Genomic DNA, 19,148 nt, shown 5'->3' with positions numbered 1-19,148 from the left:
AATAGGTTTAGGCCTGAGATGCATACCGTTTGGGTGTAAGGCCGTAATGTTTTTTAAACAGCCGACTAAAGTGGCTTAAATTGGTAAAACCCAGTTCGTACCCAACTTCAGCAACTGAATGCTTAGCCTGTTTCAACAAAAAGGCAGCCTCTTCCATACGGGCATACTGAAAGTAATTGTAAATCGTATCTCCAAAAGCCTGCTTAAATAGTTGTTTGAGTTTTGTCTCGCTCATGGCGGCAATCTTTGCCAATTCGTGCAGAACGGGTGGCGTGCTCAGGTCAGTAATAATTTCATTACGGATGTGGAGAAGCCTGGCCGCATCCGCGCTGTTAATATTTTGATGTGGTAAACTTTCGCGTTTAGATAGTTTTTGAAAAAGCAGGTACAGGAGTTCCTGTACTTTTATCTGCATGTAAAATTGGCTTAAATCATCGCTCATGTCTACCGCGCTTAAATTTTTTAGCAATAATTTAGCTTCTGCCGTCATGTTTTCAAAAAACAGAAATGTTTTACCGGGGCTGGTTATAGTTTCGAGTGTGGAATTTAATTTATTTAAGGCCAATAGTGTTTTCAGATAGGCGGGCATTATGGCGATCACCGCGTAACGTATGGTATGCCCCGCCGGGAAACGTATGGTTGAATTCAGGTCATTAGAGGTAACCTGAATGGCGGAATCATCGCGCTCGGAAAACTGGATATCCTGATCATTGTCATACGTGATGCCGAGCGTTTGCTCATTACTGTAAAAAAAGATGGTGATCAACTCATTACCCAATCCGGATGTGTTGCGTTTAATAATCAGGTCTTCCTTCAGCACATAATGGTGCATCGTGATCTTAAATCCCGGATCAAAGGATAGTTTGCGAATATATCCATTGCCTAAATTTTTCGGAATGGTTAATAAATCATTGGTTATCGTTGCCCCGATGTACCGGGCAAAATAGCTCATAAAATCAAACTCCGGTGTGGCGGTAAAGCTAAATATCATTAACTGTATTTTGTTAACGACCGAATTTAAGCATTAATAAAGCAAATATCTATACCTGGTTATTGCACCTCAAAAGCAGTGTTTATCATTAAGCTGAAATCTCTTGCCGGTCAATAAAAGATGTTGCGCAATATTTATTTATCTTCACGAAACCATTGAGTTAAGAATGATATTCTTAATAATAACCTAACATCAGGATAGCCTGCAGGTAATATTTATGCCAAACTTTTGCACTGCTATGGAAAACGTGCATGCACTAAAGCAGGATTGCCTAATAACCTACAAAATGGTATACTATCAATACCATCAAAAGGTTTATGCTTTTGTGGCACATAAAACCTCATCAGCCTATCTGGCTGAGGAAGTAACACAATTAACATTTATTAAACTTTGGGAAAAGCGGCACCAGCTTTCGGCCGAGCATACTATTGATGTGCAGTTGTTCCGCATAGCACGTAATGCCATGATTGACGAATTACGGAAGGATGCTGTGCGCAACAATTTGATCAACCAGTTAGAGCGTGAGATCAATCAGTCTTACATTGATAATCTGGGTGATAGGGAAACACTGAAAAATGTTAACGATGCCATTGAAAGGCTCCCGCCGGCACGAAAGATGATCTTTAAACTCAGCAGGTTTAATAATCTAACCAATGCCGAAATTGCTGAGATGTTGTCCATATCAATAAAAACGGTTGAAAACCATATAACCCTCGCCATAAAACAATTGCGTAAATCAGCTATCAGCACCACATTCATTATTTTGCTGGATGCTTTATTAAATAATTGTTAAGCGTTAGGGGCTAAGCGTTTGGCTCCCGTATTGGGAGTATATGCATCCAACGGACGAACTAATAAAACGATATTTAACCAGGCAGTGCACAGCCGAAGAAGCTGAACAGGTTTACCAATACCTTCTGCAAAACCCGGAGGCGGTAGAGCGTTTCCTCAGTTATAATGAATGGCACTCTTTTATTGCCGGCACACATCCTGATGACAAAAAATCAGAGGCGATGCTGGCGGCTATACTTTCAAAAGTTCATGTTGAGCCAAAAAGGCAACCGGTTAAGTTATGGCGATACATCAGCATCGCTGCTACAATATGCGTTTTTGCAGTATTGTTAATTTTTGAGCTTACACGCCATCAACCGATGAGCAAGCCGGATGTGGTTTCAAAAACGCAGATCATCAACTGGCAAAATGCTACCAACCATGGCAATCGTGTTCAGCATATTAAGCTGGATGATGGGTCGGATGTGGCTTTATCGCCGGGCTCAACGGTATGTTACAAACTTCCCTTTAAAAATAAAACACGCGATATATATCTTACCGGTGTTGCACGGTTTAAGGTAGCTAAGGACAGAATCCGTCCATTTACTGTATTCTCGGGCGAGGTAGCCACCACTGCATTGGGTACTGTTTTTACCATTACCGCCTGGCCTGCTGAAAATATAACACGTGTTAAGCTGCATTCAGGTAAGGTTAAGGTCATTAATACCGCGCATGGTTTTGAGCCGCAATACCTGTTGCCGGGTAAGGAATTGGTTTACAATAAAACTACCGGCAATGTAGATCTGCATAGCTTTATTAAGCAAGCCGCCGTTACTAAACCAGCAGTAGCAATTGCCGGCACCATGAAACTCAATGGCGATACCCTGCGCTTTGTTAACCAGCCATTGCCGGATGTATTCAGCAAATTGCAGCAGTTGTACGGAAACAACATTGCCATTAAGGCCGATCTGAAAAAGTACCGTTTTACGGGCGATTTTAACATCGCTACCGATTCGCTGCCGGTAGTATTATCAACCATCAGTACGCTCAATAAACTACAGGTAGTAAAAACCGATAGTACATATACCATCATACCCATCAGCATTCAAAAGAAAAAGTAAACATTTCATCACAAGAAAACCCAATTCATTATGTTCAAAAATTACAAAACTTGCTTTTCGGTCAGCTTGAAAACAGCTATGCTGTTTTTGGTGGCGCTGCTAAGCTTTACAATTGCCCGCGCGCAAACCGCGCCCTCGGCAACAGGTATCGTTAAGGATTCAACCGGCGTAGCCCTGCCCGGCGTAACAGTAAACGCGCAAAATATCGCTACAGGTGCCGCTATTAATGCCGTTACCGATAAGGACGGCCTTTTTAACATCAATAACCTGCAAACGGGCGGCAATTATACTTTTACCTTTACCTATGTAGGTTACATAACCAAAACCCTGTCGGGTTATACCGCTACGGCAGGTAACAAAATATCGCTGGCTGTTGTGTTAAAAGAGGGTGCTACAGCTTTAACACAGGTAGTGGTAACCGGCTACGGCCGCTCAAGCAAGGCAGAGGTTACGGGTTCTATTACCTCGGTACAAGCTGAGGATTTTAACCGCGGTGTAATTAGTTCGCCGGCGCAATTACTGCAGGGCAAGGTACCGGGGCTTAACGTTACACGCAGCGGCAACCCTAACGAAACGGGTTCTATCATTCTGCGTGGGCCCTCAACTTTACGGGGTGGCGGACAAGAGCCTTTTTATGTAATTGATGGCGTACCTGGTGCTTCAATAGCATTGCTTGCGCCGGAGGATATCATGACGATGGATATTTTGAAGGATGCATCATCAACAGCTATTTATGGTTCGCGTGCGGCAAACGGTGTTATCATGGTAACCACCCGCAAGGCCAAACCCGGCGAACCACGTTTAAGCTACAGCGCTTATGCCGGTTTTGAAAAAGTATCAAACCAGATAGATGTACTTACCGGCGACGAACTGCGTAAGTTTTTGGCTGATAACAACCGTAGCCTTAACCCGGTTGATAATAACGAGGGTGCTAACACTGATTGGCAGAAAGAACTTACCCGCAGTGCTTTTTCACATAACCACAATCTGTCCTTAAGCGGCAATACCGGTAAAACAGCTTACAATGTGAGTATGAATTACCTTAAAAATCAGGGTATCATCAAGGATTCGGAAATGGAGCGTTTTATTCTGCGCGCCAATCTCGATCAAAAATATTTTAATGATCGCCTGCGCCTGAATGTATCGGCAGTGAACAGCATTACTTCAACCAGCGATATCCCTGACGAGGTTTACCAAAACATGCTGACGTACTTGCCAACTGTTAATGTGAGGCAGCCTGATGGCAGCTTTACCGAAAACTTTACCCGTACCCGTGGTTATCTTAACCCGGTGTCGCTGGTTGAAAATTCGGTACTTGATGGTAAGGTAAAAACCTTTTTAGGTAACGCCATGGCCGAGGCTAAACTGTTTGACGGGTTGAGGTATACGCTTAGTTTATCGTACCAGGATGAGCAGAATAATAATAACGCTTATTACAATCGCGCTTCAGGCTTGGCACAGGGTTATAATGGTTACGCTTTGCGCAACAGTTATACAAATAATAAAAAGGTGTTAGAATCTTTTTTTAATTATGATAAAACCTTTGGCGATCATGATGTAAAGTTGCTTGCCGGTTACTCGTGGCAGGAAGACAGGAACAACGATGGTTTCAGTACCTCAAACCGTAACTTTATTACCGATGCTTTAACCTATAATAACCTAAGCCTGGGTAACGCACCTGCGGGTTCAACCATAGCTTATGATCAGGTAGCGCCCATCTCTACATTACGTCTCATCTCGTTTTACGGTCGTGCGCAATACAACTACAAGTATAAATATATGTTGCAGGCATCGCTTCGCCGCGATGGTTCATCGGCTTTTGGTATTAACAATCGCTGGGGCTATTTCCCTGCTGTATCAGCCGGTTGGAATATAAGTAAAGAAAGCTTTATGGAAAATGTAAAGTTTGTGAATGATTTAAAATTAAGAGCCGGTTACGGTAGCTCAGGCAACAGTTTAGGTTTTGACGCGTTTACGCGCCTGCTGCTTTACCAAACTTCAACCACGTCGCGTTTTTATTACAACGGCAATTTTATAAACGCGGTTGGCCCGGTGCAAAACCCTAATCCTGATTTAAAGTGGGAACGTACCGATATGACTAACATTGGTGTTGACTTCGCCTTATTCAATAACCTGTTAACCGGTTCAGCTGATGTGTATGATAAACGTACGTCTTCCCTTATTTGGAATTACAATGTATCTACCACAGAATATTTTACCAATACACTAACAGCTAATGCAGGTAAAATAAGCAATAAGGGTGTTGAGGTTATGCTTTCAGCTAAGCCTTTTAACGGCAAAAATTTTAAGTGGACAAGCTCTCTGAATTTCTCTTATAATCGCAACGAGGTAGCATCGCTATCAAACGATAAGTTTACGCTGCCTTATTTACAAACCGCATATCTGGGTGGTAAAGGCCAATCGGCCAATCCATCGCAAATTGTGCAGGAGGGTTATCCGATTGGTACTTTCTTATTGGCACGTTATGCAGGCAAGGATGCTAACGGCGTATCGCAGTTTTACAAAGCCGATGGTAGTATAAGCAACCAGCCACCCGTTGTAGCCGATTTTGCCATAGCAGGTAATGCGCAGCCAAAGCTGTTATACGGCTGGAACAATAGCTTTGCTTACAAAAACTTCGACTTTAGTTTCTTTTTACGCGGCGTTTACGGCAACAAAGTGCTGAATGCAACATTGGCTAACCTTAACAGCCCGTCTGACGCGGCTAACGTTAACATACCACGTTTTACGCTGGGTGAATCTCCTAATGATAATAACGCCTATATCCTTTCAGACAGGTACCTGGAAAGAGGTTCATACCTGCGTTTGGATAATGCTACCCTGGGTTATACATTTAAATTTAAAACCAAATCAATCAACAGCCTCCGATTTTACGCCACGGGCAATAACCTTTTTATTATAACTAATTATCGTGGTATTGATCCTGAAAGTAATATGGGCGGACTTAACCCCGGAATTGACAACAATAATTTTTACCCTAAAACCAGATCGTTCCTTTTAGGTATGAGCGTAAACTTTTAATCAGCCAAATAAACATGAAAAAGATATATTTATTTACCGCGCTATTAGCCGGTGTTATAACAAGCTGTACCAAGCTGGATACAGATGTTGAGTCGCAGCTTACACCCGGTAATTTTCCAACCAATCCCGAAAGTTTTATAGCCGCTACGGGTCCGGTATATACCCAATTGCGTTCAATTTACGCGGTGGATTACTGGCGTATGCAGGAGTTATCAACCGACGAAGCCATTATACCCGCCCGTGATGGTAATTATGACGACGGCGGCCAGTACCGATTTTTGCACCTGCACACCTGGGGGCCGGATCATCCGAACGTGCGCTCAAACTGGGAGTGGGGCTTTGGCGGTATAAACACCTGTAACCGAATTATCAGTTTATTTGAAGCCACGCCTGACAGTGATGATAAACGCCGCTCAATTGCCGAAATGCGTGCTATGCGTGCCTTATTTTATTATTTTATAATGGATCTTTATGGCAACGTTCCGTTAGTTACCAGCTTTCCGGTAACATCGCCGCCAAAAACCGCGCCACGTGCCGAAGTGTTCGCGTTTATTGAGAAGGAGCTGAAGGAAGTTGCGCCAAGCCTTAACGCTAACGCCGGAACGTTTACCTACGGCCGCCCAACCAAGTGGATGGCGTTTGCCCTGTTAGAAAAATTGTATCTCAATGCCCAATACTACACCGGCCAACCTAAGTTTACAGAGACGGTAGCCATGGCAGATAGTGTGTTGAACGGCGCAAAGAGTATCTACTCCTTAGATGCCGATTACATGACCTTATTCGCGCCGAATAATGGCCCGCAAATAAAAGAAACTATCTTTGCTGTTCCGTATGATCCGAATGTGGCTGAAGGTAATCACTTTACCCGTTTCGGCTTACATACCGCATTGCAGGCTAAATACAATATTCCGTTCCGCCCGAGTATCGCGCTGAGCACCATTAAGGATTTTTATGAGAAGTTTAACCTTGCCGGTGATGTTCGTAACACAACCTGGCTGGCCGGTAAGCAATATGAAAATAATGGGTCGCCGGTAGTTATCAAATCAACCAAAAAAGGCGTTGATGCGAGCTATACCGGTGCTGATGGTTCGGCAGCGGTTGATTATCACCTGGATTTTACGCCCGAAATGCCTTTGGTAAGGCCTGCTACCATGGATGTGGGTAATGATGAATTAGGTAAAGCAAGAGGTGTGCGCTCTATCAAATTTTACCCGGATCCGAACGCCAACTCAAGCACCCGTTATCAGGGTAATGATATGCCGGTGCTAAGGCTGGCCGATGTGATGATGATGAAAGCCGAAGCCATTTTAAGGGGTGCAACCGCCACCACCGTAAACGGCGAGCTGCAAACGCCTGATGTATTGGTGAATAAAATACGCGCCCGTGCCAAAGCGCCGTTGGTAACCGGTATAACCCTCGATCAACTGCTTGACGAACGCGCGCGTGAGTTTGCCTGGGAAGGCTGGCGCCGTAACGATCTGATCCGTTTTGGCAAGTTTGAAGGTGCCTGGGGCTTTAAAACCAGTACCGATGTTAACAAACGGATTTACCCGGTACCAACCAGCGAAAAAGCGCTGAACCCTAACCTGGTGCAAAATCCGGGTTATTAATCAGCTTAAATAAGTAACTTATAGCCCCGCTGCAATGGTAGCGGGGCTATAAGATTTTAAACTAAACATGAAGATAAAATTATGCGTTGCGCTGCTGGCCTTGGCAGGTCAGGCGTTATGTCAAACCAAAGATTATAAGGCCGAATATATAAAAGGTTATCGCGGTGGATACATCAAAGGCCAGGAGAGTATTGACGGTGCGCTTGAGTTTGCCGCCGTTGGCGATTTTGGTCGTGGCGGGGAGTATTTTCAAAAGGATATGGCAGCCAACCTGGCCAAAGCAGTAACCGGTGTAAATGCCGAATTTATTGTAGCCACGGGTGATAATATTTATCCTGATGGCGTGCAAAGCGTGCACGACCCGCTGTGGAACCTGTCGTTTGAGAATGTTTTTTATCAATACCCACTTCACCGCCCGTGGTATGCCGTGCTGGGTAATCATGATTATCATCAAAATCCGCAGGCCGAGGTCGACTATTCGCAGGTAAGCGGCCGTTGGAATATGCCTGCACGTTACTATTCGTTTAAACGTAAAGTAGGCGAAAATGCCGAAGCATTATTTGTTTTTATTGATACCAATCCACTTGAACCATCATCATACAATAGCTCCTACCGCGATGAATTGATTAAGCAGGACAGCACCAAACAAAAGCAATGGCTTGAAAAGGTTTTGGCTGATACCAGCTCAACCATTAAATGGAAGATAGTTATTGGTCATCACCCGCTTTATACCGCTGGTAACCGTGCGCTTAACAAGCCGGAGATGCGCTATTCGCTTGAGGGTTTATTTGAAAAGTATAAGGTAAATGTATACCTGTCCGGCCATGAGCATCATTTGCAATATTATCATCCACCACAAAAATTCACCCATCACTTTATTTCAGGCGCGGGGAGCGAAGCCAACCAAGAGCTAAAACCACGTGGACCGGTTGACTTTTTCGCCCCGATACAAGGCTTCATGATATTTTCGCTTACCCCTGATAAATTGCTGATGCAGGCCATTGACCGTAAAGGCAATGTACTTAAAAAAATTACTGTAACACGTTAGCCACGATTGTCTAAGTTGCTATATTAAAGTTTATTAATTAGCGGTCATTTTAATAACTGATTGAATAAGGTAAAGATTGTTTTAAATTTAATATTGTTAATACAGATTTGTTACTACACATTTGCCTGTTAGTTGAATTTTATTGATAACTTTGCAATTCAGGATGAATAACAAGTTTGCCTTCATATTTGTATCAGTTGTTTGCTGGTTTACCATCGCGGTAGTATCACCGTTCGCGGGCACTAATAACATCAGGCAAAGTATATTTCCATCATCTGATAATCATTATAGTCATCCTGCTGAAAGAACTACCTTCAGTACTGATGATGAGTCAGAGTCAGGCACCCAAAAAAGGCTGTTAGCCAGGTGCAGGCTTCGTTTTTTGGTTAACCGTAATTATGAGCTTAGTGTAATTACACCAACCAACGGTGTCATCCCCGGCTTTATATCGGCACATATTAAGCACTTATTTACGCGCTATGTTGTGCGTAAGGCTTCACTGCCCGGTTATTATGGCTTTCTGTTCAGGCTTAGCCCATTCTAAATCCATTTTTCTTTTCCACTGATTCATTCGCTTTTCGGCGGATGTGTTTTGCTTAATTATCGCGCTTGAGCGCTATTTTATTTCAGCTTTAACTACCAAACAATGAAAAAGTTAAATGTTTTAGGCTATGCTATAGCCGTTGCTTTGGCCTTCGCGGTCACGGGGTGCTCGTCAAGCGCCGCTACAGATGAAAAAACGGCTGATGCCGATACACTTCATTACCCGGTAATAACCTTGACGGCTACCGATACCGTATTAAAAAAATCGTACGTTGCCGATATACAGGCACACAGAAATGTAGAGATCAGGGCCCGTGTAAAAGGCTTTCTCGAAAAAATATATGTTGATGAAGGTAAGCCTGTTAAAAAAGGCCAGTTATTATTCAGTATCAACGATCAGGAATTTAAAGTAGAACTTTCAAAGGCTAAAGCGGCTTTAAGTAATGCCGTGGCCGATGCTAAGGCTACCGAACTTGAAGTTAACCGTGTTAAAATGCTGGTTGAAAAAAAGGTGATCTCCAGATCAGAACTGGAAGTTGCCCAGTCAAAATTAACGGCAGACAAGGCGACGATTGACGAAGCCCGCTCCATGGTGCAAAGCGCGCAAAACCAGCTTACCTACGCCCGCGTGCTTGCCCCGTTTGATGGTATTATTGACCGTATTCCACTAAAATCAGGCAGTTTGATTGATGAGGGTACACTGCTCACCAGCCTGTCAGACATTAGTTCGATGTACGCGTATTTCAGCTTCCCCGAAAATGAGTACCTGCGTTATGTACGCACCATGAAAACCTCGCCCGAAAAAACAAGCAATACAGTATCGCTGGTATTGGCCGATGGTGTTGAGTTTCCTCAAAAAGGAAAAATAGAAACCATTGAAGGTGAAATAGAACAAACTACAGGCTCCATAAATTTTCGTGCCCGTTTCCCTAATCCGCAGGGCCTGTTAAGGCACGGCGCCACCGGCAAACTATATATCTCTACAAAAACAGAAAATGTGGTTATGGTACCACAGCAATCGGTGTTCGACATTCAGGATAAAAGCTACGTTTACGTGGTTGATAAGGGTAACAAACTGCACATGCAGGCATTTACCCCGCTTACCCGTTTCTCACATTACTACATTGTAAAGGAGGGCCTCAAAGCAGGCGACAAGATACTTTACGAAGGTACACAGAACGTACGCGACGGAATGGTAATTAAACCCAAACAAGTAGCAAAGGACGCTATGATCGCTATGCAATAAGCAAAGCATCCCGACCTTCTATTGTGTTGGCGGCTCTATGCAAAGGGCACGCCTGAGTTTAGTATGTACACATCTTTCTGAAATGTTATGTTTGAAACCTTTATAAAGCGGCCCGTGCTGTCGCTTGTTATATCCCTGATTATTACTTTACTGGGTGTGCTGGCCCTGGTTACGCTGCCGGTTACCCAGTTCCCTGATATCGTGCCGCCATCGGTTACGGTAACTGCCAATTATACTGGTGCCAATGCCGAGGTGTGCGCCAAGGCCGTTGCCACCCCGCTTGAGCGGGCCATTAATGGCGTGCCGGGCATGACGTATATGTCCAGCGTTTGCAGTAACGACGGGTTGACCGTTATTCAGATCTATTTTAACGTGGGCATTGATCCCGACCAGGCCGCGGTGAACGTGCAAAACCGCGTATCGACCATTATTGATGAGTTGCCCGAAGAGGTAATTAAGGCTGGTGTTACCACCGAAAAGGAGGTGAACAGTATGCTGATGTACCTCAACGTAATGAGCGACGACAAGAATATGGATGAAAAATTCATCTACAATTTTACCGACATCAACGTATTGCAGGAGCTTAAACGTATTGATGGTGTTGGCCGTGCCGAAATTATGGGTGCCAAGGAGTACTCCATGCGTGTATGGTTAAAGCCGGATAAAATGCTGGCTTATAAAGTATCAACCGATGAGGTGATCGATGCTATCCGCGCGCAGAACGTGGAGGCCGCGCCGGGTAAAACCGGGCAAAGCTCCGATAAATCGCCGCAGATGCTGCAATATGTGTTGCGCTATCCGGGTAAGTTTTTTGATCCGAAGCAATACGAAAACATTGTTATCCGTGCCGATGAAGGCGGTGCGGTGCTGATGCTGAAAGAGGTGGCCGATGTTGAATTTGGCTCACTCACCTATAGCATGGTATCCAATACCGATGCCCGCCCTTCGGCTTCCATCATGATTAAGCAAAGGCCCGGCTCGAACGCCCGTGATGTAATCAACAATATCAAAACACGTATGGCCGAGTTGAAGGAAATCTCGTTCCCAACAGGCATGACCTATAATGTAAACTATGACGTATCCCGCTTTTTGGATGCCTCGATACATGAAGTATTACGTACGCTTATCGAGGCTTTCTTGCTGGTATTCATTGTGGTATATATTTTCTTGCAGGATTTCAGGTCGACATTGATACCCGCGCTGGCCGTACCGGTGGCCTTGATAGGTTCACTTTTTTTTATGCAGATGCTGGGTTTCTCCATCAATCTGCTTACACTGTTCGCATTGGTGCTGGCCATAGGTATTGTGGTTGATAACGCCATTGTGGTGGTCGAGGCCGTCCACGTAAAAATGACGGAAGAGCATTTAAGTCCGATGGATGCTACCGTTAGCGCCATGCGCGAGATCAGCGGGGCGATTGTTGCCATAACCCTTGTCATGTCGGCGGTGTTTGTGCCGGTGGCGTTCATGTCGGGGCCGGTAGGGGTGTTTTACCGCCAGTTCTCGTTAACGCTGGCCATTTCCATCGTTATATCGGGCGTTAACGCGTTAACGCTTACACCGGCGCTTTGCGCGCTGATGCTGAAGCATAACCACGCCACTCGGAAAAAGAGTTTTATTCAAAAATTCTTCTCCGGGTTTAACAAGAGATACGATGGCTTGCAAACCCGCTACGCCGGATGGATGAATTATCTTTCGCCACGTAAAGGCCTGACACTTATTATCCTGGTTGGCTTCTTTATCCTTACCTGGGGCACTAACGCCTTATTGCCAACCGGCTTTATTCCTACGGAAGATCAGGGGATGTTGTACGTGAACGTAACCACGCCCGCGGGTGCAACGGTTGAGCGTACCGAGCAGGTGCTGAAACAGGTTGAAGCGCAAACCAAAAGCATCAAATCCATTGAGTCGGTATCAACCCTTGCCGGTTATAGTTTGGTGAATGAGATAGCCGGTGCATCCTACGGTATGGCCATGATCAGCTTGAAACCCTGGGACGAACGGGAGGAGTCGTTAACCGATGTGATCAAGATATTAGAGGATAAAACACGCAACATCAGCGATGCTTCGATACAATTTTTCCCGCCGCCAACAGTGCCTGGCTTTGGTAATGCCAGCGGTTTTGAGATACGGATGCTCGACCGCAGCGGTCGTGGTGATCTGCAAAATGCGGCTGCGGTTACCCAAAAGTTTGTAAAGGCGCTGAATGACGCGCCAGAGATCATGGGCTCGTTCACCAGTTTCGACCCTAACTTTCCGCAATACATGATCACGGTCGATCAGCAAACGGCAGCGAAGAAAGGCATCACGATAGATAAAGCTATGTCGACCTTGCAAACTCTGATGGGTAGCTACTATGCTTCCAACTTTATCCGCTTTGGGCAAATGTACAAGGTAATGGTTCAGGCCGCGCCGGAGTACCGATCCAAACCTGAAGATGTGCTTAACCTGCAGGTGAAGAACAATAAAGGCGAAATGGTGCCATTTTCCACCTTCATCAAGATGGAAAAAGTGTTCGGGCCTGAACAGTTAACGCGCTACAATATGTATACCTCGGCCATGATAACGGGCGATGCCGCGCCGGGTTATAGCAGCGGAGATGCGTTGAAAGCCATCCAGCGTGTAGCCGAAGAAAACCTGCCCAAAGGCTTCGAGTTTGAATGGTCGGGCATGACAAGGGAGCAGGTACTTTCCGGCGACCAGGCGATATACATCTTCGCTATATGTTTGGTGTTTGTATACCTGCTGCTTGCCGCGCAGTATGAGAGCTTTTTGCTTCCGCTGCCGGTTATCCTCTCGTTGCCTACCGGTATTTTCGGAGCCTTCTTCTTTTTGAAGATATGTGGATTAGAGAATAACATTTATGCGCAGGTGGCCCTGGTTATGCTCATCGGCTTGTTGGGTAAAAATGCCATCCTGATCGTAGAGTTCGCCATTCAGCGTCAAAAAGAAGGTTTGACCGTAGTTCGAGCTGCCATTGAAGGTGCTGTATCCAGGCTTCGCCCGATCTTGATGACCTCGCTGGCGTTTATTGCCGGGTTAATTCCCTTGTGTATTGCCAGCGGCGCGGGTGCCATGGGTAACCGCTCTATCGGCACGGCATCAGCAGGAGGGATGCTTTTAGGCACCATATTCGGCCTGGTACTTATACCCGGCCTGTATGTGATATTCGCATCAATAGCTAATCGTGGAAATAAAACCAAGGCGAATATGATGCATACAGAAGAGGCTGAACTAATCGAAAACTAAAATATGAAAGATCATACGATGCTTAAAAAAGCAAATAAATATATAGTGCCTTTAGTTTTAGCAGCGATGTGTTTAGCAGCCTGCAAAAACTATAAGGCCACAACGGCCAAGGCCAACATTAAGTTGCCTGATACTTTTACGGGCAGCACCGATACTGCGAGTATCGCGAAGCTGCCCATCAAACAATTTTTTACCGATCAGCACCTCGTTAATCTGATTGATTCTGCACTTGGTGCCAATCCGGATATATTAACCGCCTTGCAGCGGGTAGAAATAGCCAAAGCTAACGTGCGATTTAATGCATCACGGCTGTTACCGCAAATCAGCGCCACGGCTAACGCAGGTGTCGAAAAATACGGCGACTATACCCAAAACGGCGTTGGTAATTACGATACCAATTTTTCGCCCAATATAAACGACAAGCAGCGCATACCCGATCCGGTGCCTAACTATTTTTTAGGCTTTCAAAGTTCATGGGAGATTGACTTGTGGGGGAAATTAAGCAGCCGGAAAAAAGCCGCTTATGCCCGTTTTTTGGTCAGCCAAAGTGGTTACCGGCTGGTGATTACATCCTTAACGGCACAGATAGCGCAGTCTTACTATCAATTGTTAGCCCTTGATACTGAGCTGAAGATTATCAAAAAGAACATTGGCTTGCAGGAAAAAGCTTTGGAGATTATCAAGATACAAAAATTGGGCGGCCGCGCTACCGAACTGGCTGTACAGCAGTTTCAGGCACAATTGCTGCGTACCAAAAGCCTGGAGTATAGCACCCGACAGCAGATAAAAGAAACCGAAAACCAGCTTAACTTTTTAACCGGTAATTTTGATAAGCCGATAAACAGGGATACGTCTATCAATTCAGCCACATTGCCGCCCGTGTTATCAGCAGGAGTTCCAAGTCAGCTACTATTAAACAGACCCGATGTGCAGGCGGCTGAGTTGGAACTGGCTGCCATGAACGCGGATATAAAAACAGCGCGCCGCAGCTTTTTGCCGTCCTTAACGCTTACACCTTATGTAGGTTACAATGCTTTCAAATCATCATTACTGTTTGATCCGGGAAGTTTAACATGGGGAGTTTTGGGCGGACTCACCGCGCCGATATTTAACCGCAAAGCCCTAAAGGCTGATTTGCAACGTACCGTTGCCGAAAGCAAGGTTGCTGTTTATAATTACCAGAGAACCATATTGGCCGGTTTTCAGGAAGTAAGTAACGGGTTAAATGGCATCGATAACTATAACAAGTTTTACGAGCTAAAACAAGAAGAACTCAAATCACTCAATAATGCTTTGGCCGTGGCTAATGATCTGTACCTGGTTGGCCGGGCCAACTATTTGGAGATCATCACTGCCCAGCAAAGTGTACTTAATGCCGAGCTTGACCTGGCAAATACCAAGCGTAATATATACCTGAGTGCCGTTGGCCTTTATAAGGCGGTTGGCGGAGGCTGGCGTTAGTATTATATTGATCAGCTAAGTAAACCCTGAAAATCAATTATTTTCAGGGTTTTTTATGTAGAATTTTGATTGCACATCAGATGGTTTACAGAGCTTACAATTACACAATAATGATTGTGGTGTAAGTTGATGATGTATCCAGATTTAGAGAAACAGTATTTTACCTTAAACCTTGCTTGTGGTAATAATTAAAATTACGCAACTTTAATCGCACCGATTATACCTATGCCGGATAGTAAAAACTATCAGATAAAAAGATTATCCCTATGATTAAGCATAAATACTTGTTATTAAGCCTATTATTGATTGTAGTTACCAAGCCTTTAACAGTGCTTTCACAAAATACCGATCTTAAATTATGGTACAACCAACCTGCCGGAAAAGTTTGGGAAGCCGCCTTGCCGGTTGGCAACGGACGAATAGCGGCTATGGTTTACGGTAATCCGGGTGCTGAACTTATACGTTTAAATGAATCTACCTTATGGAGCGGCGGGCCAAACCGCAATGATAACCCGGATGCACTGAAGGCTCTTCCGCAGGTCAGAAAATTAATATTTGAAGGAAAGTATGCCGAAGCCGGTAAGCTTGCTGAACAAAGAATACAATCCAAACGTATCAACGGGATGAATTATCAGCCCGTTGGCGATTTGGAACTGAGGTTTCCGGGGCATGATCAATTTACCAACTACCACCGCGAACTTGATATTGCATCGGCGGTTACAAAAACTACTTATCAGGTAAATGGTATCACTTATAACAGGGTAGTGTTCTCCTCCCTTACCGATCAGGTTATAGTTGTGCGGTTAACGGCCAATAAGCCTGGCAGCATTACGCTAAACGCGGCCATGTCAAGTCCGTTAAGATCATCAACCGGGGTGTATAACAATATGCTTGAGCTATCAGGTATTAGCGGAGATAAGGATGGGGTAGCCGGTAAGGTAAAGTTTAAATCATTAGTTAAAGTTAAGGCAGATGGCGGAGCGCTAACTTCATCAGGTAGTAACATTAATATCAACAGGGCCAATGCTGTAACGCTTTATATTTCCATAGCCACCAATTTTATAAACTACAACAACACAAGCGCTGATGAAGGTAAACGCGCCAAAAGCTATTTGGATAAAGTGCTTAACAAATCGTATACACGGCTACAGGCTGAGCATATAAAAGCTTATAAACGATATTTTGACCGTGTGAAAATAGATCTGGGTAAAACGGATTCAATTAAAAAACCAACAGATATACGGCTGCGTGATTTCGCTACGGGTAATGACCCATCGTTAGCCGCATTATACTTTCAGTTTGGCCGTTACCTGTTAATATCATCATCTCAGCCTGGGGGGCAGCCTGCTAACCTGCAAGGTATCTGGAACCAGCACACAAACCCACCTTGGGGCAGTAAGTATACCATCAATATAAACACCGAGATGAATTACTGGCCCGCTGAATTGACCAACCTGACAGAAATGCATCAGCCATTGGTGCAGATGGTTAAAGAACTGGCGGAAACCGGTAAGCAAACTGCCGGGGTTATGTATGGTGCAGAAGGCTGGGTGGCTCATCATAATACGGACCTGTGGCGTATCACCGGGCCGGTAGATGGTATTTACTGGGCTATGTGGCCAATGGGCGGAGCCTGGCTAAGCCGGCATCTTTGGGAAAAATATACGTACAACGGTGATAAAAAATACTTAAGCGAGGTATACCCTACACTGAAGGGTGCTGCCAGATTCTATCTTAATTTTTTAACAGAAGAGCCTACCCATCAATGGATGGTGGTTTCGCCATCCATATCACCTGAAAATTCGCCGCAATCACGGCCGGGTATTTCAATAGCAGCCGGTACAACTATGGATAACCAAATTGTATTCGACCTGTTTACCAATACCATTAATGCTGCCCGAATATTGGGTATTGACAGTGAGCTTATAAATGAGCTTACAATTATGCGTAAACGCTTACCACCAATGCAGGTTGGCAGGTATGGCCAGTTGCAGGAGTGGATAACCGATATAGATAATCCGAACGACAAGCATCGCCATGTATCACATTTATATGGATTGTATCCGGCCTCGCAAATATCACCTTACAGAACACCCGAATTATTTACGGCCGCCCGCACCTCACTTACGCAGCGCGGTGATATATCCACAGGTTGGTCCATGGGTTGGAAAGTTAATTTATGGGCTCGCCTGCTGGATGGTAATCACGCTTACAAACTGATAAAAAACCAGCTAACACCCGCAGGGCTTAACATGGGCGAAAACAGTGGTGGTGGCACTTATCCCAATCTTTTTGACGCGCATCCGCCTTTCCAAATTGATGGTAACTTTGGATGTACGGCCGGCATAGCAGAAATGCTGCTGCAAAGCCATGACGGGGCCATACATCTGCTGCCTGCTTTGCCCGATGCCTGGCAAAACGGACAAGTTAACGGCTTAATGGCGCGCGGCGGATTTGAAATAAAAAATCTGGCCTGGAAAAATGGCAGGCTTGTAAGCGTAACCATATTATCAAAACTTGGTGGTAATTGCAGGCTAAGGGTAAATGGTAAACTTAAAGGCAGTGTCTCGCTCAATAAGCCTAAAGGCGACAATCCGAACCCATTTTATAAAATTGCTGAAGTAGCGAAACCATTGATCGCGGAGCAGGCCAATTTATCTGTCGGCAAACCAATAGAAACAGCGTTATATGATTTCATGACCTTGCCCGGTAAGGCATATACATTCACAATTAAATAGTAGACCCAATTGGTTATATATAGAAAATAAGTATTCAAGCGGATTTTTATGTGGCTGATTTATTGCAGTAAGGTTAGTATCATTTAAATTATACTATGGAAAGCATTAAAGCATCTTCATTAAAGAGCAAAACAGAAGTCATTAGTGACCTAAAAGAAATACTACAACTGGTTAACGACGGTAAGGAGGGTTATCAGTCGGCAGCAAAAGCAACGGATAATACGGATCTTCAGGCATTGTTTTTAAAGTTATCCGGCGAGCGCATTGTATATGCCGCGGAACTAACGGAACACATTGCTTTGCATGGCGCGGAGGCGGAAAACGAAAACGGTGGCCTGTTGGGTGGTTTGCACCGCGCCTGGCTGAACATTAAACAGGCACTCAGCAGTAAGGAAGACAAAGCCATCCTGGAAGCTATAACCACGGGCGAAAGAGCCGTTATAGAAAAATACGACTCGTGCATAACCGATTATGCCGACCACGCGGATCACATTAAACTTTTAACCGAACAACGCGACGGCATAAAAGCGGCTTTAGCTGAGATCGAAAGGCTGATCGTTCAGCAAAACGCGTAGATTTCAGGGGCTCAATACGGGCCCCTTTTTATTTTTTAGACTATAATAAAAACTATTAGCTGTGGACTGGAACAAAATACTGATAGGCGACCTCGATTTTAGCTTCGCCGTGGAGATTGCGCTCCGTTCGCTTATCATGTTCGTTATGGTATTGCTGATATTGCGGCTGTCCGGAAAAAAGGGGGTAAGGCAATTATCCTTGTTCGAGGTAGCGATCATCATCAGCCTTGGATCAGCCGCCGGCGACCCGATGTTTAACGAAGATGTGGCCATATTGCCGGCGTTGATCGTATTTGCAACCATATTGCTGTTTTACCGATTAATTACCTATGCCGCCTCAAAAAGTGAGCAGTTTGAAAAGCTGCTGGAAGGTGATTCCATGTACATTGTTGAGGATGGAAAGTTTGTAGTAATGGATGAACAGGAACATACCTTTGCCAAGGATGAATTTTTTGCGGAAATGCGCCAGCAAAGTATAGAACATGTAGGCCAGGTGCGCACGGCGATATTAGAAAGTAATGGCAGCGTGAGTTTTTATTATTACAGCGACGAAGAGGTTAAATATGGTTTGCCCATAACGCCCAAAGCTTATAATCAAAAAAGCGAGGAGATAAAAGAGGAGCGATACTATGCCTGCACTTACTGTGGTAATACCGGAAAATTAGTATCGGGCAGGTACCAATGCAACCGGTGTAACAAAACCGAATGGGTAGCAGCGATAAAAACACTTAGATTGTCCTGACCGCTTCGGGT

13 protein-coding genes are annotated in these 19,148 nt (G+C 44.7%); 12 read left to right on the top strand and 1 reads right to left on the bottom strand.

Annotated features, from left to right (window positions below):
• Positions 1 to 7: 7 nt before the first annotated feature.
• Positions 8 to 991 (bottom strand): helix-turn-helix domain-containing protein, encoded by a 984-nt coding sequence (locus AC3WJC_RS09490; RefSeq protein WP_492398841.1) that lies wholly within the window; start codon positions 989 to 991, stop codon positions 8 to 10.
• A gap of 238 nt (positions 992 to 1,229) precedes the next feature.
• On the opposite strand from AC3WJC_RS09490, the gene AC3WJC_RS09485 reads away from it, so the two are divergent.
• The 12 genes from AC3WJC_RS09485 (at position 1,230) to AC3WJC_RS09430 (ending at position 19,137) form a co-directional block, all read left to right on the top strand.
• On the top strand, positions 1,230 to 1,784 hold the full coding sequence (locus AC3WJC_RS09485; RefSeq protein WP_492398840.1) for an RNA polymerase sigma-70 factor: 555 nt from the start codon (positions 1,230 to 1,232) through the stop codon (positions 1,782 to 1,784).
• A 40-nt stretch (positions 1,785 to 1,824) separates the two neighbouring features.
• A complete protein-coding gene (locus AC3WJC_RS09480; protein ID WP_492398839.1) occupies positions 1,825 to 2,883 on the top strand; it encodes a FecR family protein in 1,059 nt (352 codons plus the stop codon).
• 30 nt (positions 2,884 to 2,913) lie between these two features.
• The gene (locus AC3WJC_RS09475; protein ID WP_492398838.1) at positions 2,914 to 5,925 is read left to right on the top strand and encodes a SusC/RagA family TonB-linked outer membrane protein; all 3,012 of its coding nucleotides are present in this window, start codon (positions 2,914 to 2,916) and stop codon (positions 5,923 to 5,925) included.
• Between the two features lie 14 nt (positions 5,926 to 5,939).
• The gene (locus tag AC3WJC_RS09470; RefSeq protein WP_492398837.1) at positions 5,940 to 7,535 is read left to right on the top strand and encodes a RagB/SusD family nutrient uptake outer membrane protein; all 1,596 of its coding nucleotides are present in this window, start codon (positions 5,940 to 5,942) and stop codon (positions 7,533 to 7,535) included.
• Positions 7,536 to 7,602: 67 nt separating this feature from the next.
• A complete protein-coding gene (locus AC3WJC_RS09465; RefSeq protein ID WP_492398836.1) occupies positions 7,603 to 8,583 on the top strand; it encodes a metallophosphoesterase in 981 nt (326 codons plus the stop codon).
• 163 nt (positions 8,584 to 8,746) lie between these two features.
• Complete coding sequence (locus AC3WJC_RS09460) at positions 8,747 to 9,127, top strand: hypothetical protein (RefSeq protein WP_492398835.1); 381 nt, start codon at positions 8,747 to 8,749, stop codon at positions 9,125 to 9,127.
• A gap of 102 nt (positions 9,128 to 9,229) precedes the next feature.
• Positions 9,230 to 10,372, top strand: coding sequence for an efflux RND transporter periplasmic adaptor subunit (locus tag AC3WJC_RS09455; protein ID WP_492398834.1), 1,143 nt, complete (start codon positions 9,230 to 9,232; stop codon positions 10,370 to 10,372).
• 87 nt (positions 10,373 to 10,459) lie between these two features.
• The gene (locus AC3WJC_RS09450) at positions 10,460 to 13,621 is read left to right on the top strand and encodes an efflux RND transporter permease subunit (RefSeq protein ID WP_492398833.1); all 3,162 of its coding nucleotides are present in this window, start codon (positions 10,460 to 10,462) and stop codon (positions 13,619 to 13,621) included.
• A 3-nt stretch (positions 13,622 to 13,624) separates the two neighbouring features.
• Complete coding sequence (locus tag AC3WJC_RS09445; protein ID WP_492398832.1) at positions 13,625 to 15,082, top strand: TolC family protein; 1,458 nt, start codon at positions 13,625 to 13,627, stop codon at positions 15,080 to 15,082.
• A 266-nt stretch (positions 15,083 to 15,348) separates the two neighbouring features.
• Positions 15,349 to 17,820, top strand: coding sequence for a glycoside hydrolase family 95 protein (locus AC3WJC_RS09440; RefSeq protein ID WP_492398831.1), 2,472 nt, complete (start codon positions 15,349 to 15,351; stop codon positions 17,818 to 17,820).
• A 95-nt stretch (positions 17,821 to 17,915) separates the two neighbouring features.
• A complete protein-coding gene (locus tag AC3WJC_RS09435) occupies positions 17,916 to 18,395 on the top strand; it encodes a PA2169 family four-helix-bundle protein (protein ID WP_492398830.1) in 480 nt (159 codons plus the stop codon).
• 61 nt (positions 18,396 to 18,456) lie between these two features.
• Positions 18,457 to 19,137 (top strand): DUF421 domain-containing protein, encoded by a 681-nt coding sequence (locus AC3WJC_RS09430; protein ID WP_492398829.1) that lies wholly within the window; start codon positions 18,457 to 18,459, stop codon positions 19,135 to 19,137.
• Positions 19,138 to 19,148 lie beyond the last annotated feature (11 nt).

It is taken from the genome of Mucilaginibacter sp. FW306-07-L, assembly GCF_058782065.1.
Note: the sequence above shows the minus strand (reverse complement) of the source record. Positions and strands in the feature narration are given on the sequence as shown.